Source organism: Pantoea sp. Taur (assembly GCF_009830025.1).
GTDB lineage: Bacteria > Pseudomonadota > Gammaproteobacteria > Enterobacterales > Enterobacteriaceae > Pantoea > Pantoea communis.
Genome location: NZ_SZZZ01000010.1, coordinates 31,448 through 55,254, shown reverse-complemented (window position 1 = coordinate 55,254; position 23,807 = coordinate 31,448). Strand labels below are relative to the sequence as shown.

Sequence of the window (23,807 nt, the reverse complement as noted above, 5' to 3'; positions counted from 1 at the left end):
CACTTGGGTCATGCCAGTTAAGCGCACCTTTTGTGCTAAGGATTAAGATTCAGCAGGTTAGCGAAGGTTTGTTCAAAATTGCTGATGGAGGCGTTCAACAGGGCGATCTGGCATCAATGTGGCGAAGAACTAAACTATTTACAGGCGCAACGGTTTGGCTTATTCGCGGCGTCTGAGAGTGCAATCCCTAGAGTGAGGAGTCGAATATGAAAACCATCATTTTCGCCACTTTACTGGGTCTCTTCCTGTCTCCACCCGCTTTCGCCAGCTCCGCTGACTACGCGCAGCAGATGAGAAGTAACAGCAGCAATGCGGCTTCAGGCTATGTCTATGTCAACCGGCTGGATGCGCCTGGCAGTAACCCAGTCAGTGCGAATACCAGTGCAGCAGATCGTCTGTCTTCACAACTGTAAATCGGATGACGTAACGGGCTGGCTCACTTTGCCAGCCCGAGTTGTTTCTACAGCTGATGTTTGAAAAAACTCACCAGTGCAGTCAGGGCTGAAGGCGTGATTTTGTGGCCGATTTGCTTTTCCGACAGGTAGGTCATTTTTTCGTTCAACGCGGCTTCACGCAGCGCTTTCTCCAGCCGGACGGTTTCAGCGAACGGCACCACTTCATCGGCTTCACCGTGCCATAACAGCAGCGGGCGATTGGCCAGCTTATCCAGTTGCTGGCTGGGGTCGTAAGGTGCCAGCGGCGCGATGCGAGCAGCGAAGGCCTCTTTCTGCTCTGGCGTGCGCGCCACCAGCGGTGGGAACAGCGTATGGCTGAGCTGCATAAAGTAACCGGAGCCCATCATACAAGCGACGCTATGAATCTGCGGATAGCGCACCATCGCACCCAACGCCGTCATACCGCCCATCGAAGCACCAGCCACCGCGAAGCGCTCATCGGCAATCAAATCTTTCTCACGCAGCGCCGCTTCTAACTGTGGCACTTCGTCGATGTTCTGTTTGAGGATCTCCCAGAAGTGCGTCATACGCGCTTCGGTATCGCCGTTGTAGCGCGCGCCGTGCATGTCGGCATCCGGCATCACGACGCGAAACCCAGCCTGCGCCAGCGCCACCGCAAAGTAGCTGTACACTTCTTTGGATGAGGTAAAGCCGTGATAAAACAGGATGGTGGGTAAACGTGCCTGCCGCTGCCCGGCGGGTGCCGCATGAATACACTCGATGCCTGCCAGGTTTTCCGTTGCCAACTCAATCATACCGCCTCCGTTGAGAATGATTATCACCCGTCACAGTGTAAGCGCGAAGCGGCAAAACGCGAGCGACTTCACATTTAATCAGAATAATTTCTGTACTAAACCTTTTGCCGCATTTGCCGTTGATCTTGTACCCCTCCAATAGTCTTGAAATAGGTACTTTATGAAGCGTCTCTCTCTCAGCGCCATGGGTCTCGGCATTAAACTGTCTGTATTGACGTCTTTAAGCGTGGCGATTGTGCTGTTTACCCTGACCCTAACCCTGAGTCATAACGCGGCCCGTCAACTAGAGCAGCTGGCGACTGACGATATGCAGAATCAGGTGCTAGGCATTAATGAAATGGCCACCATGTTTAACGCCACGTTGTCTGAAGAAGTGGCGAACTACACCAAACTTTTCCAGAGCTTCCTGCCCAAGCGCTTTAGTCGTGATGAGAACGATCGCATTCAGGTCGGCGAATTCAGCACGCCTACGCTGCGCGCCGGGCTGAAAACCCTCAACCTCGATCAAATCGCGGTGGATGATTTTCTCGATCGCACCGGTGCGGTGTCGACCATCTTTGTGCGTGACGGTGAAGACTATGTCCGTATTGCTACCTCGCTGAAAAAAGAGGATGGCAATCGTGCCATTGGCACCAAACTAGATCGCAGCAGCGCGGCATGGCGCAGCGTCAATCAGGGCGAAGTTTATCGCGGACTGGCCACGCTGTTTGGCCATCGTTATATCACCCAGTATCAGCCGGTGCAGGATGAGAGCGGCGCGGTGATCGCTATTCTGTTCGTTGGCGTACAGATCGATACGCAATACGCCCTGATGCGTGACAAAGTGCTGGCGCGCCATCTCGGCGACAGTGGCAACTTCTTTGTGTTGAACGGTGCCACCGGCAGCACGCAGGGACAGTATCTGTTTGATCGTCAATCAGAAGGCAAATTGCCGCGTTGGGATCAGACCGTCCAGCAGCAACTGTTAACCCAGCCAAAAGGGTTAATGAGTATTGAGCTCGATGGCGAGACTAAGTTATTGGCGTGGCAGCAACTGCCGGGCTGGAACTGGATTATTGCCGGAGAAGTGAGTCGTGCCAGCCTGCTGGCCCCGATAACCCAGAGCCGTAACCTGTTTATCGTGATTGGGCTTGCCCTGGTCATCGCTTTCGCCGTGGGCTTTATCTGGTATAGCCGACGCGCCATTACGCGCCCGTTGCAGCAGGTGATTCATCTGGCGGAGCAGTATGCGGCCGGTAATTTGCAGGCGCATCTGGATTCCACCCGCCGTGATGAAGTTGGCCAACTGGTCGCGGCGATTAACGGTATCGGCGATGGGCTGGAAAAAGTGGTGAGTCAGGTTCGCTATGCGGCACGCGATATCAGTCGTGGCACTGACACTATCGCCGCCAGCAGCTCCAGCATTAGCGAACAGATCAATCGTCAGGCTAGTAGCGTGGAAGAGACCTCTGCCAGCATGGAGCAGTTTGGTGCCACCGTGGCGCAAACCGCGGCCAACGTCCGCCAGGCGATGGCGCTGGTCGGTGAAGCGGCCAGCACCGTCAATCATGGCGGCAGTACGGTGGCACGCTCGGTCGAAACTATGGCGGAGATCCGCGTGGCTTCACAGAGCATTGCTGATATCACCCATGTGATTGAATCGATCGCTTTCCAGACCAATATTCTGGCACTTAACGCGGCGGTGGAAGCGGCGCGTGCCGGTGAGCACGGCAAAGGCTTTGCCGTGGTGGCAGCGGAAGTCCGTGCGCTGGCGCAGCGCAGTGCCAATGCGGCTAAAGAGATCGATAACTTGATCGCCACTTCCATCGATAAAGTGGCGGCTGGGCATACGCTGTCGGAGCAAACGCGTGATGCGATGCAGCATATCGTCAGCCATATTGAGCAGGTGAAAACGCTGATGGGCGAGATCAATATTGCTGCGCAAGAGCAGGCAGCGGGCATTGGTCAGGTGAATCTGGCAATGAATCACATTGGCCAGGCAACGCATCAAAGCAGCGATATGATCACCCAATCGGAAACCACCGCGCAGACGCTAAGCCAGCAAGGTCATCATTTGACGCAGCTAGTGAGTGTTTTTCATTTGAAAGACTGATGTGAACGGGGAAGATGGCCTAAACTGGAGCCATCTTCCTTTTCAGGAGCGTGTTATGCATCGCTTTTTACTGGTGTTGAGCCTATTACTAACCGGATGTGCTGCGTTTAAAACCACGCCGGAAGCCCCACCGCCGCCCACCAGCCACGCGCAGGAAATCAGCCGCGCGCAAAGCTATGGCTTGCGCAAGCTGGGCAATATTACGGTCTCTACCCGTGGTTCACCGGATGATGCCGAGCGCGCACTGGCCGCACGCGCGAATCAGGCGGGCGCGGTTTACTATCAAATCCTGATGCTGGATGAAACCACGCTGCCCGGTTTTTGGTACGGTACTGCGATTCTCTATGGTGCGCCTTCAGCCAGCGCTGGCGCGCAACAGTAAGCGCGTGCAGAGGTCGTCACTCAACGAACGTCGCCCCCGCATATCCAGGTGTTGATCGCACCAGCCATCAGCCAACGGCGGTTCTGCCACTTTTAACAGAATCGCCGCGCTCGCCAGTTGTAACAGTTCCTGCGTCACCTCACGTGCCATACCTTCCCGCACATGGTTGAGCTGCAGCCTTAACTGGCGCCAGCGACGATCAAAGTGGCGATTGCTGCCTTTTACCGCTTCAAATTCATCGTTGAGCATGGTCATGACGTCCGCCTGGCGACCCAGCACGCGCAGCACGTCGAGGCACATCACGTTGCCAGAACCCTCCCAGATGCTATTAACCGGCATCTCACGGTACAGACGCGGCAGTTCACTCTCTTCGCAGTAGCCGATGCCGCCCAGCACTTCCATCGATTCTGCCACAAACGGCATGCCCGCTTTGCAGATGCCAAACTTGGCGGCGGGGGTGAACAGTCGCGCGTACAAACGCTCGTGCTCGCTGGCGGGCGTGGACCATGCGCGCGCTAATCGCATCAGCAGCGCGGTTTGCCCTTCCAGTTGCAGAGCCTGCTGCGCCAGCACGGTGCGCATTAATGGCTGATCGCTAAGGTTTTTGCCCATCACCTGGCGCTGCTGCGCGTGATGCAGGGCAATCGACAAGGCGCGGCGCATTAAGCCATGGCTGCCCAAGGCGCAATCAAAGCGCGTCATACCGCCCATTTTCAGGATCAGCCGCACGCCATCGCCCTCTTCGCCCATCAACCAGCCAATCGCATCCTGGAATTCCACTTCGGCGCTGGCATTAGAGCGGTTGCCGAGCTTGTCCTTCAGGCGCTCGATGCGAATCGCGTTGCGCGTGCCATCAGGCAGTAGACGCGGCAGAAAGAAACAGCTCAGCCCTTGCGAAGTCTGCGCCAGAATGAGATGCGCATCGCTTTGCGGCACAGAGAAAAACCATTTGTGACCGGTGATGCGATAAGGTTCGCCTGTGCCGTGCACACCAATCGGTTCCGCGCGCGTGCTGTTGCTGAGCACATCGGTTCCGCCCTGTTTCTCGGTCATACCCATGCCAATCAACAGGCCGCGCTTTTTGTTGCCCGGCTGGTGATGCGCATCGTAGCGATCGCTCAGCAGCGCCTCGCGCCAATCCGCGTAGGCTTCCGGCAGATGGTTTTGCAGTAGCGGAATGGCGGCGTGGGTCATGGTCACCGGGCAGAGCGAACCCGCTTCGACTTGCGCATGCAAAATAAAGCGCGCGGCACGCGCTACCATCGCATTAGGCTGAACATCGGGCTGCCAGCTGAGGTTGTGCAAGCGGCTGGCACATAATCCCTGCATTAGCAGATGCCATGCCGGGTGAAAGCGCACCTCGTCCAGCCGTCCACCGCGTGCGTCGTAGCGCTGCAGCTCAGGCGGTTGGGTATTCGCCAGCCGGCCTAACTCCAGCGATTCGGCGCTGCCCAGTTGCAATCCGACAGAGGCCAGCCATTCGCGGTCCCAGCCAGCACCCTCACGTGCCACTGCCTCGCACAAAGCAATATCGCGGGTGAATAAATTGCTGTTACTGAGAGGATGGGGCTGATTGAAAACGCTGTGGGTTGTCCAGGTCATAATGTGGCATCTCCCTCATAAAACGCATGGTTCAAGTATGAGGGGGATGTGCAGTTATGCCTGGCTCAGAAACACTTTTGCGGTGGGGATCACGCCAAACGCTGACGTACCGCTTCGAACAGGCAGACGCCGGTGGCGACAGAGACGTTCAGTGAAGAGACGCTGCCCGCCATTGGGATGCTGATCAGCTCATCACAGTGTTCACGGGTCAGACGACGCATGCCTTCGCCTTCCGCGCCCATCACCAGCGCCATCGGGCCAGTCATTTTGCTCTGGTAAACGGTGTGATCGGCTTCACCTGCGGTGCCAACCACCCAGATGTTGTACTCCTGCAGTAAACGCAGGGTACGTGCCAGGTTGGTGACGCGAATCAATGGCACGTTCTCTGCTGCACCACTGGCGACTTTTTTCGCGGTGGCATTCAGCGGGGCGGCACGATCTTTCGGCACGATGACGGCATGCACGCCCGCAGCATCGGCGCTACGCAGGCAGGCACCGAGATTATGCGGATCGGTAACGCCATCCAGTACCAGCAGGAACGGTTTTTCCAGGCTTTGCAGCAGATCCGGCAGATCGCCTTCCTGATAGTTTTTACCCTGTTTAACGCGTGCCACGATACCCTGATGCACACCGCCTTCCACCTGGCTGTCGAGCCATTGGCGGTTAGCCACCTGAACCACAATTCCCTGAGCTTCCAGTGCGGCAATCAGCGGCTGCAGGCGACGATCGTCACGGCCTTTGAGAATAAAGACTTCCTGGAAACGCTGAGGATCACGTTCCAGCAGCGCCTGCACGGCATGAATACCAAAAATTATTTCACTCATTTGTTTGCTCAAGGTTGGATGTATCGATTTGAAAATTTGAGTATTAATTTCGATGCACATAACTGCGCACCCTACAAAACGCGCTGATTTAACGTACGCTCGTCGTCACAACACGCTGAACTAACTTAATGTCGCCATCACTACGCACTTATCCATGATCTGTCGTGCGGGCGCCATCACAGCACGCTGGCCTAACTTTGGGGCGCCGTTTAAGGCGACCCCAGCTTCAAAGTGCGATCAGGTCTTCAGGCTTCGCGAGCCAACCCTCAAGCTTCGTTAGGTTTCTTCTTCGACCCGCGCTTGGCCTTGGTGGCGGCGGCGATTTTACGGGTTTTCTCAGAGACTTTTTTGCCTTTTTTCTCAGTTTTAGCCGATTTTTCAGCAGGCGCATGCTGCTTCTTCTCGCTGCGGAACGCTGAATCTGGCTCGAAGGTGCCCTTTTTACCCGCATCACGACGACGTCTTGCCGGCGGCTTGCCACCGCGCTTCTCACGTTCGCGCTCGGTTTTACCCTCGCCGCGCGGTACGCGCTTGCTGGAGATGAGCGCAAAGTCGATTTTGCGCTCATCCATGTGCACCGCTTCCACACGCACTTCCACCGTATCGCCTAAACGATAAGTACGGCCACCAGATTCGCCAATCAGACGCTGACCAATTGGATCGAAACGGTAGTAATCGTTGTCCAGCGAAGAGACGTGCACCAGGCCATCGATAAACAGATCGTTGAGACGCACAAAGAAGCCAAAACCGGTCACGCTGGAGATCACGCCGCTAAACACGTTGCCAACCTGATCCTGCATGAAGTCACATTTCAGCCAGTCCGCGACATCACGCGTGGCTTCATCAGCACGGCGTTCGGTCATCGAACAGTGCTGACCGAGCTGCAACATTTGCTGCATATCGTAGTGATAGCCGCCGTTTGGCGTGGTATTACCTTTCAGCGTGCCCTGCTCTTTCGCCAGCAGGTATTTGATCGCGCGGTGCAACAGCAGATCAGGGTAACGGCGAATCGGTGAGGTGAAGTGCGCATAGGACTGCAACGCCAGGCCAAAGTGACCACGGTTTTCAGGATCGTACACCGCTTGCTTCATTGATCGCAGCAACATGGTTTGCAGCATTTCTGCATCGGGGCGATCGGCTACTTGCTTGAGCAATTCGGCATAGTCGACAGGCTGCGGTTTCGCGCCTCCTGGCAGGCTCAAGCCCAGCTCGTTCAATACGGTGCGGAAGCTTTTGATGCTATCTTCGGTTGGACGATCGTGATCGCGGAACAGTGACGGTTCCTGATGCTTCTCAACATAACGCGCCGAGGCGATGTTGGCGAGAATCATGCACTCTTCGATCAGCTTGTGCGCATCGTTACGCACGGTACGTTCAACGCGATCAATACGACGCTCCGCATTGAAGATAAATTTGGCCTCTTCCGTTTCGAAGGAGATGCCGCCACGCTGCTCACGTGCGGTTTCCAGCTCCTGATACATGTGATGCAGCTCTTCAAGGTGTTTAACCTGTGCTGCATACTGCTCACGCAGCTCGGTATCGCCCTGCAGAATGTTCCACACCTTGGTGTAGGTCAGACGCGCATGGGAGTTCATCACCGCCTCGTAGTGCTTATAGCCGGTGAGCTTGCCGCTGGAAGAGATGGTCATCTCGCATACCATGCAGAGGCGATCAACCTGCGGATTCAGCGAGCACAGTCCATTGGAGAGGATCTCCGGCAGCATCGGCACCACTTGCGATGGGAAGTAGACCGAGGTGCCGCGTTGATGCGCTTCGTTATCTAACGCTGTGCCTGGGCGCACGTAATAACTGACGTCAGCAATCGCCACCCATAGACGCCAGCCACCACCGCGCTTTTTCTCACAGTAGACGGCATCGTCAAAGTCACGCGCATCTTCACCATCAATGGTAACGAGCGGTAATTCACGCAGATCGACGCGGCCTTTTTTTGCCTCCTCTGGCACCTGCTCTTTCAGTTTCGAGATCTCTTTCTCAACTTCTTCCGGCCAGGTATGTGGGATCTCGTGGGTGCGCAGCGCCATATCGACCGCAAGACCGGTGCCCATATTATCGCCGAGAATCTCGGTGACCTTACCGATGGCTTTGGTGCGACGGGTTGAGCGCTGGACGATCTCTACTACCACCACCGAGCCCATGCGCGCGCCCTGGGTTTCTTCCTGCGGAATCAGGATGTCGAAGCTCAGGCGGCTGTCATCCGGCACCACAAATCCAGTACCGGCATCGGTAAAGTAACGGCCAACGATCTGGCTGTTACGGGGTTCCAGCACGCGCACCACGCGTGCCTCGCGACGACCTTTTCGATCCGCGCTGCCTGGCTGTGCCAGAATCACATCACCGTGCAGGCAGAATTTCATCTGCTCAGCAGACAGATAGAAATCATCTTTCTGGCCTTCGACGCGCAGGAAGCCATAGCCATCACGGTGACCAATCACTTTACCGCGCAGTAAGTCGAGGCGTTCTGGCAGGGCGTAACATTGACGACGGGTAAACACCAGCTGACCGTCACGCTCCATGGCGCGCAGACGACGGCGCAGCGCTTCAAGCTGCTCTTCGCTGGTGATATTCAATTCCTGGGCAATTTCATCACGATTGATGGGTTTCTCACGCTTTTCTAACAGCGCCAGAATAAATTCGCGGCTTGGAATGGGGTTGTCGTACTTTTCTGCTTCTCTATCCTGGTAAGGATCTTTTGACATTACGGTTCCTCCGATGTCATTTAATTTGGATTGCCACCGGCGGTTCGGACAATAAAATTTGGTACAGTGAATCGTTATCTTTGACCAGATCGGCCAACGTATAGTTATCCAGCTCTTTGAGGAATAACTGGACCGCATCGTGCAGCGCCTTGCGCAGACGACAGGCCGGTGTGATGGCACACTCCTCACAGTTCACCAGCTGCAAAGGCTCCATTTTTCTCACTACCTGACCAATGACGATTTTTTCCGGGTCCATGCCTAAACGAATTCCGCCGTTTTTACCGCGTGTCGCGGCGACAAAGCCAGCCCGGCTGAGTTGGTTGATGATTTTAACCATATGGTTACGCGACACCCCGTAGGTATCGGTGACTTCGGTAATGTTGGTCTGCTTACCTTCCGGCAACGTCGCCATGTAAATCAGCGCACGCAGACCATAATCGGTGAAACTCGTTAGCTGCACATATACCTCGGTGAATCATCGGGCGTTAGGGTTATGCGCCGGTCGGCGTGGTATTTAAGTATGATGATAAACCAGAGCGTGGAAGCCGGTGCGTTTTTTCTTAAGCAAGTATCGATAATTGCAAGAAAAAAGAGAGTGAGCGGAGTCAAAGAGCGGATAAACAAAGGCCGGACAGTGTCCGGCCATGTAAGATTATGCGTCGAACGGGTCGCGCAGAATCATGGTCTCACTGCGGTCCGGGCCAGTTGAAATAATATCAATCGGCACACCGGTCACTTCTTCTACACGCTTGATGTAGTCACGTGCGGCCTGTGGCAGACCTTCCAGCGTTTTCACACCAAAGGTGGTTTCGCTCCAGCCAGGCATGGTTTCGTAGATTGGCTCAATACCTTCCCAACCTTCCGCAGCCAGTGGCGTGGTGGTCATCTCGCGGCCATCCGGCATGCGATAAGCCACACAGATTTTCACTTCTTTCAGGCCATCCAGCACGTCCAGTTTGGTCATGCAGAAACCTGACAGGGAGTTGATCTGTACTGCGCGACGTACGGCAACCGCATCCAGCCAGCCGGTACGACGACGGCGACCGGTGGTCGCGCCAAACTCGTGGCCCTGAGCACACAGGAACTCGCCAGTTTCATCAAACAGTTCGGTAGGGAATGGACCCGCACCAACACGCGTTGAGTAAGCTTTAACGATACCCAGCACGTAATCAACATAACGTGGGCCAATACCGGAGCCCGTCGCCACGCCACCTGCGGTGGTGTTAGACGAGGTCACGTACGGATAAGTACCGTGGTCGATATCCAGCAGCGTACCCTGTGCGCCTTCGAACATGATCAGATCGCCACGCTTGCGCGCACCGTCCAACAGGTCAGAAACGTCAACCACCATGCTGGTCAGAATGTCAGCCACAGCCAACGTATCGCTCAGCACTTTTTCGTAGTCAACCGCATCAGTTTTGTAGTAGTTAACCAGCTGGAAGTTGTAGAAATCGACGATTTCTTTCAGCTTAACGGCGAAGGTTTCTTTATTGAAGAGGTCGCTCACGCGCAGACCGCGACGTGCAACTTTATCTTCGTAAGCTGGACCGATACCACGACCGGTGGTACCAATCGCTTTGGCGCCACGCGCTTTTTCGCGCGCCACGTCCATCGCGACGTGATATTGCAGAATCAGTGGACATGCTTCAGAGATCAGCAGACGTTCACGTACCGGCACACCGCGCTCTTCCAGACCTTTCATCTCTTTCATCAGCGCTTCAGGCGACAATACAACACCATTACCAATGATGCTGGTCACGTTATCACGCAGGATGCCAGATGGAATTAAGTGGAGGACGGTTTTTTCACCGTTGATGACAAGTGTATGGCCTGCATTGTGGCCACCCTGGTAACGCACAACGAAATTCGCGCGTTCAGTCAGAAGGTCTACGATCTTACCTTTACCTTCGTCACCCCATTGGGTGCCCAGTACGACGACGTTCTTACCCATTTTTTCAAAATCACCGATTGCTTAAAAATGGATTCTACCATCGGTTTTGCTCACTTTCAGCACTTTTAGCATACGATTGCGCGGTTTTTTGCCCGCGTTTTGATCAATACAACATGTTGGGGGAAACATCGACTGCAAGACACAATTTAGCCGTGCGTTATCGCTCAAATTTAACGCTATGCGCTCGCGTGCACGCTCAGCATGTAATAAATCACCACGCCCGCTACCACTAATCCACCACCAAAACGATGCAGGATGCGATCGGGCAACTGCGCCATAGACAGAATCATGCGGCGCCAGATACGCGGCAGAAACATCGGACCCAGCCCTTCCAGCACCAGAACTAATGCCAGCGCCATCCAGATGGTTGTGTTCATTCTATTTTTCCCAAAAAAAAAGGCCGACAACATTGTCGGCCTCAAGGTTATATCAGTTCTTAACGCGCGGTGTTAGTCGGTGCCTTCATAAAGCGGAAGAAATCGCTATCCGGGCTCAACACCATCACATCCTGGTTATCAGAGAAGCTGTTCTCGTAAGCACGCAGGCTGCGGATAAAGGCATAGAAATCAGGATCCTGACCGAAAGCATCTGCAAACAGTTTTGCTGCCTGCGCATCACCTTCACCACGTGAAATCAATGCCTGACGCTGGGCTTCAGCCAAAGTACGTGTGACCTGGTAATCCGCCTGAGCACGCAGTTTTTCAGCCTCTTCCTGACCTTGTGAACGCTGGCTACGGGCAACCGCTTCACGCTCAGCGCGCATACGGTTGTAGATAGCATCAGACACTTCCGCTGGCAGGTTGATCTGCTTGATGCGTACGTCAACCACCTGAATACCCAGGGCAGCCATACTGTTCGGATTCGGTGCTGGCTCGCTGCTGTTGGTTTCACGCTCTACGCGGGCTGCCGCGCTGGCAATCGCATCATCTGCGGCTGGCGTCTGCACTTCGTCATCACTGCCTGCGGTACCGGTGTTCAACGCATCACGCACGTCGGTGGTCAAACGACCACGTGAATCCGTCACGATGTCTTTCACATCCAGGCGCCCCATCTCAGAGCGCAGACGGTCACTAAACTTACGTTTCAGCAGCACTTCAGCCTGAGAAACATCACCACCGCCAGTTGCCAGGTAGTAGCGGCTAAAATCACTGATACGCCACTTGATGTAGGAATCAACGATCAGGTCTTTCTTCTCTTTGGTAACAAAGCGATCGGCTTGGTTGTCCATGGTCTGGATACGTGCATCCAGCGACTTCACAGTTTCAATGAATGGGATCTTGAAATGCAGACCCGGCTCATAAACCTGCGGCTTGTTCTCGCTATCGCGCAGAACTTTACCGAAGCGCAGCACGATACCGCGCTCACCTTCTTGCACCACGAACAGCGATGCGTACAGCGCCACCAGGACGACAATAATTACGGCAATAATTGGCTTACGCATCGATTACTCCCTCCCTGCGCGCTGGGTATCGTTGCGTAACGCATTGGCGCGACGCTGGTCCATGATGCTGCTCGGACTATAAGACGAAGAGTCATCATTGCTGGCACTGCTGCCAGACGAAGGCAGCTTCATCAAATTAGTGTTTTTCTGGCCTGCCTGGCTGCCAGAAATCTGACCACCACGCATCAGTTGATCCAGCGGCAGCACCATCAGGCTGTTACCACGGTCATTAACCAGGACTTTACGCGTATGGCTCAGCACGCGTTCCATGCTTTCGATATACAGACGCTCTTTGGTGATTTGCGGTGCGGCTTTGTATTCCGGCAGCAGTAAAGCAAAGCGTGCCACTTCACCCTGAGCTTCTAACACCGTACGCTCTTTGTAAGCGCGGGCTTCTTCCAGAATACGCTGCGCCTGACCGTTCGCACGCGGCTGCACTTCATTTGAATAGGCTTCTGCTTCACGCACGTACTGCTCACGGTTTTCGCGTGCGGCGATGGCATCGTCAAACGAGGCCTTCACTTCTTCCGGTGGACGTGCCGCCTGGAAGTTGACGTCAAGCAGGGTAATACCCATGTTGTAAGGGCGGATGGTTTCATCCAGCTCACGTTGCGTCTCGCTACGCACCACGGTACGGCCTTCGGTGAGGATACGGTCCATGGTAGAACGACCAATCACACCGCGCAGCGCGCTGTCGGTGGCCTGACGCAGACTGTCGTCAGCGCTGGTGACCGCATACAAATATTGCTCAGGATTGGTCACGCGGTACTGCACGTTCATTTCAACGCGCACCACGTTTTCGTCCGAAGTCAGCATCACGCCAGAGGCGGCCAGTTCACGCACGGCTTCAACGTTAACGGCACGCACCTGATCGATAAAGGTTGGCTTCCAGTTCAGGCCCGGCTCAACCAGATGGCTGAACTTACCAAAACGGGTCACAACGCCACGTTCTGCTTCTTTGATGGTGTAGAAACCGCTGGCAGCCCAGATGACCACTGCGGCTACGGCAACGATGCCAACCAGTTTGCCACCGCTACCGCCGCCGCGCTGGCCATTGTTGTCACTCTGTTTGCCACCGCCCAGTCCGCCGAGTTTTTTACTCAGCTTACGGAAGATATCATCCAGATCAGGAGGCCCCTGATCGCGCCCTCCCTTATTTCCCCCAGAGTTGCCGCCTTGATTATTGCTGCTTCCCCACGGGTCGCGGTCCTGTCCGTTATTTCCGGGCTGATTCCACGCCATGTTTCTACTCCATTTATTGTATTTACGTTTTTTACCCTTCCTCTTTCGAATTGCGGCCCAGAGAAATAATTGCAGCAATTTTCAACAAGTTAGGTAAAGGCGTTAGGGCAATATCAAACAATATAACTGGCTAATGACGGTTCCTGTTTGCACAAACGACGCCAGTCAACGATTGGCATTCGCACATGCATACCTACAGAACCATCATCTTCATTCCATTCTTTCTCAATCGCCTGCAGTTGGTAGAAGCGGCTGCGCAAACGGCCCGCTTCTGGCGGCAGACGTAAATCATACTGCGCAATTTCACCGGCTAAGCGTTCAGACAGCGCCTGCCAAAGTAAGGGTAGACCTTCACCGCTCTGAGCAGAAAGCCAGACGCGTGTCGGCTTATTCTCTTCATCACGATCAATACGCGGCACAAAACCGTCCAGCATGTCGATTTTATTCATAATCAACAGCGTGGGAATTTCATCCGATTCGATTTCTGCCAATACTTCATTAACGGCGTCGATGTTGTCGTTGACGCGCAAATCGGCAGCGTCAATCACGTGCAGCAAGAGCGTCGCCTGACGTGTTTCCTGCAGTGTGGCTTTAAAGGCCGCCACTAAGTCATGCGGTAAGTGGCGAATAAACCCAACGGTATCCGCTAAAACCACCTCACCCACGTCTGCCACATTCAGGCGACGCAGTGTCGGATCGAGGGTCGCAAACAGCTGATCGGCCGCATATACATTGGCTGACGTCACCGCATTGAACAGGGTAGATTTGCCGGCGTTGGTGTATCCCACCAGCGAAACGGTCGGCACATCGGCTTTGGCGCGTGCTTGTCGGCCCTGTTCGCGCTGCTTCTCCACACGCTCAAGGCGAGAAAGGATGAGACTAATGCGATTACGCAGTAAGCGGCGGTCCGTTTCCAGCTGCGTTTCACCGGGACCACGCAAACCAATACCGCCTTTTTGGCGCTCAAGGTGCGTCCATCCACGCACCAAACGGGTTGCCATGTGGCGTAACTGTGCCAGCTCGACCTGTAATTTACCCTCATGGGTACGGGCGCGCTGAGCAAAAATATCGAGAATTAAGCCAGTGCGGTCGACAACGCGACATTCACACACTCGCTCGAGATTACGTTCCTGGGCAGGCGATAAGGCATGATCGAATAATACGACCGATGCTCCACTCGCTTTCACCGCATCGGCAATTTCAACTGCCTTTCCTTCACCGACAAAATATTTGGGATGTGGCGCTTTACGGCTGCCAGTAATCACATGCAGCGCTTCGACGCCCGCAGAAGAGACAAGAGTTTCGAACTCCTGCAAATCTTCCAGCTCTTTGTCTTGGGAGAACCAGATGTGTACCAGTACGGCCTGCTCACCGGCATCATAACGGTCAAACAAGCTATAACCTCGCTAAAATAAAATAACCAGGACGGGAAAACGCTTTCGCTCCCCAGCCCTGGCTTTACGGCAGCGCAAAATTATTCTGCGTTATCGCCGTCTTGTTGTGGCTGCGACTGAGCGCCCTGGTTGCTTCCGCTATGGTGGTAATTGCTGCTGCCACCGCTACCGCCCGGGTTGTTGCTATGGTGCGAAACCGGACGAGAAGGAACCACTGTAGAGATGGCGTGCTTGTACACCATCTGGCTAACCGTGTTTTTCAACAGAATGACGAACTGATCAAAGGATTCAATTTGTCCTTGCAGCTTAATACCATTCACCAAATAGATCGAAACCGGTACACGTTCACGACGCAATGCGTTCAAAAACGGGTCTTGTAATGATTGCCCCTTAGCCATTCTATCTTTTCCTTATATGCTTGTTGTTTGTTACTTTAAGAACCGTGGTTCAGAAAAACTGCGTAAAAATTTGCGCACGATAACGGACCAATTGTACACAATCATCCCTGCTACGCACTAACTACCTGAAGCACCGCATTACGGGCTAATTCTGGCTCGTCACTGTCTAACCAATGGACGTTTGGCCAGCCACGTAACCAGGTCATCTGGCGTTTAGCGAGCTGCCGGGTGGCGCAAATTCCCCGATAAACCATTTCGTCGTAATCGATTTCACCAGAGAGATAAGACCACATCTGGCGATAACCTACACAACGAATGGAAGGCATATCCGTATGCAAATCACCTCGTGCAAACAGTTCACGAGCCTCCGCTTCAAATCCTGACGCTAGCATCTGGTCGTAACGCAACGCAATGCGTTGATGTATCAGTTCACGATTCGCCGGAGCGATAGCAAACTGGTACACGTCGTAGGGTAACGCTTCGCCGGACGTTTTTGTCAGTTCCGTTAAAGTTTTACCCGAAATAAAAAAAACTTCCAGTGCTCGCGAAAGTCTCTGCGGATCATTCGGATGAATACGACTACCGGCGACCGGATCGATTTCACACAGCTGGCGGTGCAGGGCTTCCCACCCTTTCTCCGCCGCCATTTGCTCTATCCGCTGACGCACCTCGGGATCGGCCGAGGGCAACGGCGACAATCCTTCAAGCAACGCCTTGAAGTAGAGCATGGTTCCACCAACAAGCAACGGAATCTTACCCTTTTGGGTAATCTCCGCCATTTCTGCCAGCGCATCGCGACGAAACTCAGCGGCGGAATACGCTTCCACCGGATCGCGAATGTCCAGCAAACGATGGGGCGCCAGTGCTAACTCTTCTGCCGACGGTTTCGCCGTGCCAATATCCATCCCGCGATAGATTAAGGCAGAGTCAACGCTGATAAGTTCCACCGGAAGTTGCTGACGCAGCGAAATCGCTAATGCCGTCTTACCGGAGGCGGTAGGCCCCATCAAAAAAATTGCCTTTGGCCGGCTAGCCTGGTTTAGTTCACTCATGCTTCAACGCGTTAATCGCGCTCTCAATCTCAATGGTCTGTAACAGACCTGAAGGCGGCGACTTGAGCAGATGCGGGCATAGCCTTTCCAGCTCTGCCAGCAGTGCAATCGCCTGCGAGTGATTCCAGTGAGCGTGTTCTGCATCATCACGACGTGCCAGCCATTGGGCCAACGCAGATGCAGAAACCTCTTGCTGCCGGGCCAAGTAGCCTAACAGTTCTGGAATCAAGATTTGTAAATTTTGTGTGCGTAACGGTAAAGGGACGGCGCGTAAGGTGACGTGCTGACCTTCTCGTTGTAAATCAATGCCCATCAGCCTCAATAACGCGCCCTGAACATCGATCACATTCAACTCTTCTTTGGCAATTTTCAGCCGGACCGGGATCAGTAAAGGTTGAGGTTTCAAGCCCTCTTCTCCCGGTTGTAACTGGGCCTGTTTCAGCCAGCGTGAGGCCACATTCAGTGACAACAACTGTAATTGATGACCCCGTTCCAGCAGCGCATATTGCTCATGCATCACGCTCAGCACACGACCAAAACTTTGCGCATGTGCAGCCAGCGGCGCTTCGCGTGCTTCAGGCTGACGCACGGGAGCCGGTTGCGGCGCGGCGGCGCGAGGGGTTTCGGCCACAGGCGTTTTCATTAACTGCTGGTAGGCGGCACCTTCACGTGCACGATACACCGGCTCTTTATTCTGCCAACCCGCGTGCGTTCCCGCCGCAGCCGAACCGCTGCTGCTGGAGCTGGTGCTATTGCGTGATGGGCTCGCGGGTTGCGCAAAGTGATTCGCGCCCGCGGCCTGTCGGTTCTCTGGCTGCCACTTTGGCGCGGGCTCTTCCGCATGCGCGATGGGCAACTCTGCGGCACGGCTTGCCTGCAAAGCACTCATGACGCCCTGCCAGATGAAATCATGCACCAGCCGTGACTGGTGAAAACGGACTTCGTGCTTGGCGGGATGAACGTTGACATCTACCTGATGGGGATCGATCTCCAGATACAGCACATAAGCGGGTTGTTGATCTTCCCCCAACTGCGTCTGGTACGCCTGCCGAATCGCATGGTTGATCAGCTTGTCACGCATCATGCGTCCATTGACGTAGCAATATTGCAGATCCGTCACCTGACGTGACCCGGCGGGATCGGCCACCCATCCGCGCAACGCCAAATCGTCATGCTGCCAGTCAATGCGCAGAGCATGTTGCATAAAGGGGGTGCCACAGATGGCGCCAAGACGGCGTTCACGCTGCGCTTCCTGATCCACGGCGCGATACTGGCGAATCATCTTGCCGTTGTGGGTCAGCGAAATTGCCACGTCAAAGCGCGCCAGCGCGATACGGCGAATCACTTCATCAATATGGGTAAATTCGGTCTTCTCAGTGCGCATGAACTTGCGCCGCGCCGGGGTGTTGTAAAACAGATCGAGCACTTCCAGCGACGTCCCGACAGGATGCGCAGCGGGTTTCACCGTGACATCCATATCTCGCCCTTCCGCATAGGCCTGCCAGGCTTCGTTTTGATCCACGGTGCGAGAGGTTAACGTGAGGCGTGAAACCGAACTGATACTGGCGAGAGCTTCGCCGCGAAAACCGAGGCTTACAATCGCCTCAAGATCATCCAGCGAAGCAATTTTACTGGTGGCATGGCGAGCCAATGCCATGGCCAGTTCGGCTTTGGCGATGCCACAACCGTTATCGCGGATGCGAATCAACTTCGCGCCGCCTTTTTCGATATCAACGTCAATGCGCGTCGCGCCGGCATCAAGACTGTTTTCCACCAGCTCTTTTACGACCGATGCCGGGCGCTCAACCACTTCGCCGGCGGCAATCTGGTTCGCCAGCTGCGGCGGTAAAATCTGTATTGGCATGGTGGTGATCCTTTAAGCAGACTGGAGCCGCAGCGCCAGCAATCAGGATTGTGGAATCTTTAAGTTTTGCCCCAGCATCACGTTGCTCGACTTCATATTATTCGCCTGCATGATGGCTTTGGGGCTGACACCATAATGAGCGGCGATCCCAGTGAGTGAATCACCGCGTACCACTTTGTGTCGGGTAGGACGACTCGCAGCGGTCACGCTCACGCCCGATTTTGCCGGGACTTTCAAACGTTGCCCGACCCACACCACATCGCGTTTCAGGCTATTGAGGTCACGCAGGGTTGCCATGCTGACACCGTATTTGGCGGCAATACCTGACAACGTCTCACCACGCGTCACCGTATGGCGCTGCGTCGCGCCAGTGTATTGCACGGTACCGGTTGCCGGGTTGCTGGCAACGCTAACCGCTGGTGCGCTGTCCAGCGGCCGGTTTTCCTCCTTTGGGATGGATTGCAGCGGATGCGCGAGGAAATAGTTACGCAGTCCTTTATAGATCGACTGAGCAATTTTCTCCTGATACGCGCTGCTGCCAAGCAGCCGCTCCTCCGCCGCGTTACTGATAAAGCCAGTCTCAACCAGTAAAGAAGGGATATCCGGGGAACGCAACACGCCTAAGCTGGCATGCTCCGGTAAACGTTTGTGCAACGGCGTCACTCCGCGCAGTTGCTGCAGCACTTTCACCGCGACATCATAACCAACGCGCTGTGAATGCCCGAATTGCAGATCCAGTACCGCCTGGCTTAAGTAAGGATCAGCCTGGCTGTTTGCCAGTAAATCACCGGCACCGCCCAGCAATTCGGACTGCTTCTCTTTCTGTTCCAGCCAGTTCGCCATTTCGTTATTGGCGCGGCGGTTTGATAACACCCAAACGGATGCGCCGGTCGCCGAATGGTTGGGCGCGGCGTCGGCGTGAATCGATACCAGTAAATTGGCATTCTCTTTTCGCGCTACCTCGGAACGACCCATCACCGAGATAAAGTAATCGCCGTTTCGCGTCAGCACGGGCTTAAACATCGGGTCCTGATCCATCAGCGCTTTCAGTTTGCGCGCAATGGCAATGGTGACGTTCTTCTCGTGCAGGCCATGCTGGCCCGATGCGCCGGGATCCTGACCACCGTGGCCGGCGTCAATCGCCACAATCACCGTGTCATTGCGTGAAACGGCGCCACCCGGACGTACCGTGGTGTTGCTGCTGGTGACGGTGGTCACCGGATTGGCATTAAAGGGATTCGCCGCACTCTCGCTCTGGCGAGCGGTGGTCACCGGTGCGGCAGCAGTGCTGCGTTTTGCCGGTTGCGTACCGCGAATGGTAAACACCACGCGATACTGATTGCCGTCACGTTGGGTGCTGGCACGCGTGTGTGCCGCCTGGGTCAGTTCGAACACCAAACGAATACTCTGTTTATCTTTCGGCTGGCTATTGCGAATGCGTTGTACGATGTTTTCGCCGCTAAAGTTCAGCGGCAAGCCCTTAATCGCGCCACTTTGCCTAATATCCAGCACCACACGATTGGGGTTATGCAGCGGGAAGAAACCATACACGGGTTGACCATTAAAACTCAGCGTGACGGTTGCCTGACTGTCGCCATTTTCGACTTTGATATCTGACAAGGTGGCAGATAACGCCGAAGCAGAAACGATACAGAGCGCAGCCAGCAGAATCCCTTTCATCCATGCGGTCATGCCGACTCCCTGCCTTGCTGGAACTGGGCCAGCAGCGTTTCACCCACTGCAGAAACCGCGCTGATCTCCGCTTCTCGCGCCGCGTCCACGTAGCGCAGCGTCAATGCCAGATCGGGCTCGGGTAATACGCCAGCGCCCTGCTGCGGCCATTCGACCAGGCACAATGCATCCCCGCTGAAGTAATCGCGGATACCCATAAACTCCAGCTCTTCAGGATCGGCCAGGCGATAAAGATCGAAGTGATACAGCGTGCGTGAGCCGAGTTCGTAGGGCTCCACCAGCGTATAGGTTGGGCTTTTGACATTACCCTGATGGCCAAGCGCCTGCAAAAAGCCGCGGCTAAACGTGGTTTTACCGGCGCCGAGATCGCCATAAAGATAGATCACCAACGCGCTGCTGCAAACGCGGGCAAGTTGCGCACCCAGATTTAGGGTTGCCGCCTCATCGGGCAAAGGGATAACACAGGTTTTCATGCTTTATTGTTGGATCATCTCTGGATTAACAAACTGCCACAGCAGTTCGAACAAATCAGTGGCTAACATGCCGCGCGTACCGCGCTGCCGGGCAACCGCATCTGCCGCTGCACCGTGTGCGACACAGCCCGCGCAGGCTGCCTCAAGTAAAGTCAGTTTCTGGCCCAGCATGGCCGCAATGATACCGCTCAGGACATCGCCCATGCCGCCGGATGCCATCCCCGCATTGCCTACATCCGCAATCGCGATGTCACCTGCCGCGCTGGCCACGATCGTGCCTGCGCCTTTCAGCACCACCACACCGCCATAGCGCTTAGCGAGCGTTTGCGCCGCCTGTAAGCGGTCGCGCTCGACCTCACTGGTCTTCACGCCTAACAGCCGTGCGGCCTCGCCAGGATGCGGAGTAATGATGCGATTCTGACGGTAATCCGGCTTGATTGCCAGCAGGTTAAGCGCATCAGCATCCCAAAGCATCGGCTTTTCACTGGCCGCGACTTTTTTCAGTGCCTTCTGAGCCCACTCACGTTGTCCCAGTCCGGGCCCGATAGCGATCACGTCTGCCCATTGCAGGGCCTGTTCCAGCGTTTCTTCACGTAGCACATCGACCATGAGCTCCGGCCGCGCGGTCAGAATCGGGCCGATATTATCTTCATGCGTGAGCACGCGCACAAGCCCAGCACCACTGCGCAGCGCCGCTTCCGCCGTCATTCGAATCGCCCCGGCGGTGCCAGTATCCCCTCCCACTACCACTAAACGTCCATGGTCACCTTTGTGCGAAGTGGCTTTTCGTGGTTTCAGCCAGTGCACCAGATCAGCCACATCGTAGCGTTGAATGGGATCCGTCTCGCCTGCAAGGAAGGTGTTCAGCCCTAGCGCATCACAATGTAATCGACCCACGTGATCGCGAGCTTTGCCGGTCAACAGCCCCGGTTTGAGCACAATCATGCTTAGAGTGTCATCCGCGTTGATGGCATTGCCCGGCGTGGTGCCGGTGGCAGCATCTAATCCCGACGGAATATCGATCGCGAATATCGGTGCGGCATGTGCATTGGCCCGCTCTATCAGTTCAGCGTAAGGCGCGGCTGGCGCACGATTGATGCCGGTGCCGAGCAATGCATCGATGATCACATCAATGTTTTGCGGCCATGACGCATCCGGGGCATGTATCACCCCGCCCGCCGCCAGCCAGGCTTCATGCGCCTGCTGCGCTTCTTCTGGCAAGGGTTTATTACCGCTGCACGCCAGCAATGTGACGTGCAATCCTGCCGCCTGTGCCAGTCGCGCCACCACATAGCCATCGCCCCCGTTATTACCCTGTCCGCACAGAATCAGCCAGTGCTGCGCCTGCGGCCACTGTGCCCGCACTCGCTCATAGCTCGCCTGCCCGGCGCGCAGCATTAATTCGTACAAGGTTAAACCCAGGCTATCCGCCGCATCGCGCTCCAGTTGCCCTATCGCCTGCGCAGGCCAGACAGAGTGTGGTAAACTGCGCGGGTTTGCTTCAATTGCCTGGTTTCTCATGTCATACCCTCTCGATCTTCAACAGCTTGCCCACCAGATTAAACAGTGGGGGCGCGAACTCGGCTTTCAGCAGGTTGGTATTTGCGATACCGATCTTAGCGCTGAAGAGCCCAAATTACAGGATTGGCTGGAGAAGCAGTATCACGGAGAGATGGACTGGATGGCGCGCCACGGCATGATGCGTGCGCGTCCGCATGAACTCCTGCCCGGCACACTGCGCGTGATCAGCGTGCGCATGAACTACCTTCCGGCCAAAGCGGCGTTTGCCAGCACCTTAAAAAATCCTCAGCTAGGCTATGTCAGCCGTTATGCGCTGGGCCGCGATTATCACAAAGTATTGCGCAATCGCCTGAAAAAGCTTGGAGAAATGATTCAGGCGCATTGTGGCGAACTCAATTTTCGCCCATTTGTCGATTCCGCCCCCATCCTTGAACGGCCGATTGCCGCCAAAGCAGGCCTGGGCTGGACCGGTAAACACTCGCTCATTCTCAATCGCGAAGCCGGTTCCTGGTTCTTTCTCGGCGAGTTGCTGATTGATTTGCCGTTGCCCGTCGATCAGCCTCAGGAAGAACAGTGCGGTCGCTGCGTCGCCTGCATCACTATTTGCCCGACTTCCGCCATCGTTGAGCCTTATGTGGTTGATGCGCGGCGCTGTATTTCCTATCTCACCATCGAACTCGAAGGCGCGATACCGGAAGAGTTCCGCCCGCTGATTGGTAACCGCATCTACGGATGTGACGATTGCCAGCTTATCTGTCCGTGGAATCGTTATGGTCAGTTGACCGATGAAGATGATTTCTCGCCGCGCGCGGTGCTGCACGCGCCGCCGTTGGTGGATCTCTTCAAGTGGGATGAAGCGAAATTCTTGCGAGTCACTGAAGGCTCTGCGATTCGCCGCATCGGCCACTTACGCTGGCTGAGGAATATCGCAGTGGCATTGGGCAATGCGCCCTGGGCAGAAGAAAATCTGGCGGCGTTGCAAATGCGTAGCGGTGAAAACGCCATGCTGGATGAGCATATTGACTGGGCCATCACGCAGCAATTACAGAGGCGTGCGGCGCAGAGCGTGGATGTTCAGCCCGCGAAGAAACAGCGCTTAGTGCGCGCCGTCGAGAAAGGCCTGGTCCGTGATGCGTGATTAACCAATCGCGCAGGATAAAATCCTTTTCCACATGCTGTGAATAAAATTATAAAGCCGAATAGTGACGAGGATCATTATATCGTCTACCAAGACCACTCACAGACTGAAATACCTTTAATTCATTAATAATCAATGAGTTAAGCGATTACTGTAAACATTTAAGTAGAATATTGCGCGCAGGGGCTTGTCCAGAGCTTGTGGATAACTCTGTTCAAAACAGTTTTGCAGATAGAGTAAAACGCCGTCGGTACGTTGCAGGCGCATTGTGGATAACCTGTAAGATAACTGCAACAGACTACAGGCATCGTTGGTGCTAATGCGGTACGTAAAATTTCCAGAAAGAAAACCAGGCCGCATAAGATCGATAAAGACTGCAGCAGTTTTAAGTCTGATTACGCCCGAGAGCAAATAACATTAGTGAATATGAAAATCTGGAGCGGGAAACGAGACTCGAACTCGCGACCCCGACCTTGGCAAGGTCGTGCTCTACCAACTGAGCTATTCCCGCAAAGAGGTTACTACTAACTAAAACAGATTTTGGAGCGGGAAACGAGACTCGAACTCGCGACCCCGACCTTGGCAAGGTCGTGCTCTACCAACTGAGCTATTCCCGCAAAGAGGTTACTGCTAACGAAGTTTGGAGCGGGAAACGAGACTCGAACTCGCGACCCCGACCTTGGCAAGGTCGTGCTCTACCAACTGAGCTATTCCCGCATAATCTTCGTCTTTCAATTTGCTGCCGCGTTAGCTTCCTTCACTCACACAGGTCACTTACTGACGTAAGCTCTCTGTGATTCGTTCAGTTGCTGCC

General features: G+C 54.9%; 20 protein-coding genes and 3 tRNA genes. 4 read left to right on the top strand and 19 right to left on the bottom strand.

Annotation, left to right across the window (positions count from 1 at the left end; all coding sequences use genetic code 11):
* Positions 1-206: 206 nt before the first annotated feature.
* Complete coding sequence (locus FD744_RS14725; RefSeq protein WP_034829327.1) at positions 207-413, top strand: hypothetical protein; 207 nt, start codon at positions 207-209, stop codon at positions 411-413.
* 47 nt (positions 414-460) lie between these two features.
* On the opposite strand, the gene yjfP is transcribed toward FD744_RS14725, so the two are convergent.
* Positions 461-1,210: an esterase gene (gene yjfP, locus FD744_RS14720; RefSeq protein WP_160868582.1), complete on the bottom strand. Its 750-nt coding sequence runs from the start codon at positions 1,208-1,210 to the stop codon at positions 461-463.
* 160 nt (positions 1,211-1,370) lie between these two features.
* Here yjfP and FD744_RS14715 point away from each other — a divergent pair, with 160 nt between their 5' ends.
* Positions 1,371-3,302, top strand: coding sequence for a methyl-accepting chemotaxis protein (locus FD744_RS14715; protein ID WP_160868581.1), 1,932 nt, complete (start codon positions 1,371-1,373; stop codon positions 3,300-3,302).
* Positions 3,303-3,357: 55 nt separating this feature from the next.
* Positions 3,358-3,684, top strand: a complete 327-nt coding sequence (gene bsmA, locus FD744_RS14710) for a biofilm peroxide resistance protein BsmA (RefSeq protein WP_160868580.1) — start codon at positions 3,358-3,360, stop codon at positions 3,682-3,684.
* Here the strand turns inward: bsmA and FD744_RS14705 are convergent.
* The 15 genes from FD744_RS14705 to nnr form a co-directional block, all read right to left on the bottom strand.
* On the bottom strand, positions 3,658-5,286 hold the full coding sequence (locus FD744_RS14705; protein ID WP_160868579.1) for an isovaleryl-CoA dehydrogenase: 1,629 nt from the start codon (positions 5,284-5,286) through the stop codon (positions 3,658-3,660). The genes bsmA and FD744_RS14705 overlap by 27 nt on opposite strands.
* Positions 5,287-5,375: 89 nt before the next feature.
* Positions 5,376-6,110 (bottom strand): 23S rRNA (guanosine(2251)-2'-O)-methyltransferase RlmB, encoded by a 735-nt coding sequence (gene rlmB / locus FD744_RS14700; protein ID WP_034829342.1) that lies wholly within the window; start codon positions 6,108-6,110, stop codon positions 5,376-5,378.
* Between the two features lie 266 nt (positions 6,111-6,376).
* Positions 6,377-8,827: a ribonuclease R gene (rnr, locus tag FD744_RS14695; RefSeq protein ID WP_160868578.1), complete on the bottom strand. Its 2,451-nt coding sequence runs from the start codon at positions 8,825-8,827 to the stop codon at positions 6,377-6,379.
* 16 nt (positions 8,828-8,843) lie between these two features.
* The gene (gene nsrR, locus FD744_RS14690; RefSeq protein WP_034829346.1) at positions 8,844-9,287 is read right to left on the bottom strand and encodes a nitric oxide-sensing transcriptional repressor NsrR; all 444 of its coding nucleotides are present in this window, start codon (positions 9,285-9,287) and stop codon (positions 8,844-8,846) included.
* 192 nt (positions 9,288-9,479) lie between these two features.
* Positions 9,480-10,778 carry an adenylosuccinate synthase gene (locus FD744_RS14685; protein ID WP_034829348.1) on the bottom strand — a complete coding sequence of 433 codons (1,299 nt, stop codon included), beginning with the start codon at positions 10,776-10,778 and terminating at the stop codon, positions 9,480-9,482.
* 176 nt (positions 10,779-10,954) lie between these two features.
* A complete protein-coding gene (locus tag FD744_RS14680) occupies positions 10,955-11,155 on the bottom strand; it encodes a DUF2065 family protein (protein WP_034829350.1) in 201 nt (66 codons plus the stop codon).
* A gap of 59 nt (positions 11,156-11,214) precedes the next feature.
* Complete coding sequence (hflC, locus tag FD744_RS14675) at positions 11,215-12,219, bottom strand: protease modulator HflC (RefSeq protein ID WP_034829352.1); 1,005 nt, start codon at positions 12,217-12,219, stop codon at positions 11,215-11,217.
* A gap of 3 nt (positions 12,220-12,222) precedes the next feature.
* Entirely contained in the window at positions 12,223-13,461 is a 1,239-nt protein-coding gene (gene hflK / locus FD744_RS14670) for an FtsH protease activity modulator HflK (protein ID WP_034829354.1), read from the bottom strand.
* Positions 13,462-13,574: 113 nt separating this feature from the next.
* Complete coding sequence (gene hflX / locus FD744_RS14665) at positions 13,575-14,855, bottom strand: ribosome rescue GTPase HflX (RefSeq protein ID WP_160868577.1); 1,281 nt, start codon at positions 14,853-14,855, stop codon at positions 13,575-13,577.
* An 80-nt stretch (positions 14,856-14,935) separates the two neighbouring features.
* Positions 14,936-15,253 (bottom strand): RNA chaperone Hfq, encoded by a 318-nt coding sequence (gene hfq / locus FD744_RS14660; protein ID WP_034829366.1) that lies wholly within the window; start codon positions 15,251-15,253, stop codon positions 14,936-14,938.
* A gap of 110 nt (positions 15,254-15,363) precedes the next feature.
* Complete coding sequence (gene miaA, locus FD744_RS14655; RefSeq protein WP_160868576.1) at positions 15,364-16,305, bottom strand: tRNA (adenosine(37)-N6)-dimethylallyltransferase MiaA; 942 nt, start codon at positions 16,303-16,305, stop codon at positions 15,364-15,366.
* Positions 16,298-18,169, bottom strand: coding sequence for a DNA mismatch repair endonuclease MutL (mutL, locus tag FD744_RS14650; protein WP_160868575.1), 1,872 nt, complete (start codon positions 18,167-18,169; stop codon positions 16,298-16,300). Before mutL ends, miaA begins: the two co-directional genes overlap by 8 nt.
* A gap of 42 nt (positions 18,170-18,211) precedes the next feature.
* Positions 18,212-19,849, bottom strand: coding sequence for an N-acetylmuramoyl-L-alanine amidase AmiB (amiB, locus tag FD744_RS14645; RefSeq protein ID WP_373424411.1), 1,638 nt, complete (start codon positions 19,847-19,849; stop codon positions 18,212-18,214).
* Between the two features lie 8 nt (positions 19,850-19,857).
* Positions 19,858-20,334 carry a tRNA (adenosine(37)-N6)-threonylcarbamoyltransferase complex ATPase subunit type 1 TsaE gene (tsaE, locus tag FD744_RS14640; RefSeq protein WP_034829377.1) on the bottom strand — a complete coding sequence of 159 codons (477 nt, stop codon included), beginning with the start codon at positions 20,332-20,334 and terminating at the stop codon, positions 19,858-19,860.
* Positions 20,335-20,337: 3 nt separating this feature from the next.
* Positions 20,338-21,855, bottom strand: coding sequence for a bifunctional ADP-dependent NAD(P)H-hydrate dehydratase/NAD(P)H-hydrate epimerase (gene nnr, locus FD744_RS14635; protein WP_160868574.1), 1,518 nt, complete (start codon positions 21,853-21,855; stop codon positions 20,338-20,340).
* Here nnr and queG point away from each other — a divergent pair.
* Positions 21,854-22,993, top strand: coding sequence for a tRNA epoxyqueuosine(34) reductase QueG (queG, locus tag FD744_RS14630; protein WP_097119483.1), 1,140 nt, complete (start codon positions 21,854-21,856; stop codon positions 22,991-22,993). The two genes, nnr and queG, sit on opposite strands and share 2 nt — an antisense overlap.
* A gap of 435 nt (positions 22,994-23,428) precedes the next feature.
* Here queG and FD744_RS14625 read toward each other — a convergent pair.
* From FD744_RS14625 to FD744_RS14615, 3 genes are all read right to left on the bottom strand, one after another.
* Positions 23,429-23,504 (bottom strand) — tRNA-Gly (locus FD744_RS14625).
* A gap of 30 nt (positions 23,505-23,534) precedes the next feature.
* Positions 23,535-23,610: transfer RNA gene (locus FD744_RS14620), tRNA-Gly, on the bottom strand.
* A gap of 24 nt (positions 23,611-23,634) precedes the next feature.
* A tRNA-Gly gene (locus FD744_RS14615) sits at positions 23,635-23,710 on the bottom strand.
* Between the last annotated feature and the right edge of the window lie 97 nt (positions 23,711-23,807).

Bases quoted from the DNA above. Each gene is read 5' to 3' on its own strand.
- mutL (WP_160868575.1), bottom strand. From the start codon at position 18,169: ATGCCAATACAGATTTTACCGCCGCAGCTGGCGAACCAGATTGCCGCC.
- FD744_RS14725 (WP_034829327.1), top strand. From the start codon at position 207: ATGAAAACCATCATTTTCGCCACTTTACTGGGTCTCTTCCTGTCTCCA.
- hfq (WP_034829366.1), bottom strand. From the start codon at position 15,253: ATGGCTAAGGGGCAATCATTACAAGACCCGTTTTTGAACGCATTGCGT.
- yjfP (WP_160868582.1), bottom strand. From the start codon at position 1,210: ATGATTGAGTTGGCAACGGAAAACCTGGCAGGCATCGAGTGTATTCAT.
- hflC (WP_034829352.1), bottom strand. From the start codon at position 12,219: ATGCGTAAGCCAATTATTGCCGTAATTATTGTCGTCCTGGTGGCGCTG.
- miaA (WP_160868576.1), bottom strand. From the start codon at position 16,305: ATGAGTGAACTAAACCAGGCTAGCCGGCCAAAGGCAATTTTTTTGATG.
- FD744_RS14705 (WP_160868579.1), bottom strand. From the start codon at position 5,286: ATGACCTGGACAACCCACAGCGTTTTCAATCAGCCCCATCCTCTCAGT.
- amiB (WP_373424411.1), bottom strand. From the start codon at position 19,849: ATGAAAGGGATTCTGCTGGCTGCGCTCTGTATCGTTTCTGCTTCGGCG.
- rnr (WP_160868578.1), bottom strand. From the start codon at position 8,827: ATGTCAAAAGATCCTTACCAGGATAGAGAAGCAGAAAAGTACGACAAC.
- nnr (WP_160868574.1), bottom strand. From the start codon at position 21,855: ATGAGAAACCAGGCAATTGAAGCAAACCCGCGCAGTTTACCACACTCT.
- queG (WP_097119483.1), top strand. From the start codon at position 21,854: ATGTCATACCCTCTCGATCTTCAACAGCTTGCCCACCAGATTAAACAG.
- rlmB (WP_034829342.1), bottom strand. From the start codon at position 6,110: ATGAGTGAAATAATTTTTGGTATTCATGCCGTGCAGGCGCTGCTGGAA.
- FD744_RS14685 (WP_034829348.1), bottom strand. From the start codon at position 10,778: ATGGGTAAGAACGTCGTCGTACTGGGCACCCAATGGGGTGACGAAGGT.
- bsmA (WP_160868580.1), top strand. From the start codon at position 3,358: ATGCATCGCTTTTTACTGGTGTTGAGCCTATTACTAACCGGATGTGCT.
- hflK (WP_034829354.1), bottom strand. From the start codon at position 13,461: ATGGCGTGGAATCAGCCCGGAAATAACGGACAGGACCGCGACCCGTGG.
- FD744_RS14715 (WP_160868581.1), top strand. From the start codon at position 1,371: ATGAAGCGTCTCTCTCTCAGCGCCATGGGTCTCGGCATTAAACTGTCT.
- tsaE (WP_034829377.1), bottom strand. From the start codon at position 20,334: ATGAAAACCTGTGTTATCCCTTTGCCCGATGAGGCGGCAACCCTAAAT.
- FD744_RS14680 (WP_034829350.1), bottom strand. From the start codon at position 11,155: ATGAACACAACCATCTGGATGGCGCTGGCATTAGTTCTGGTGCTGGAA.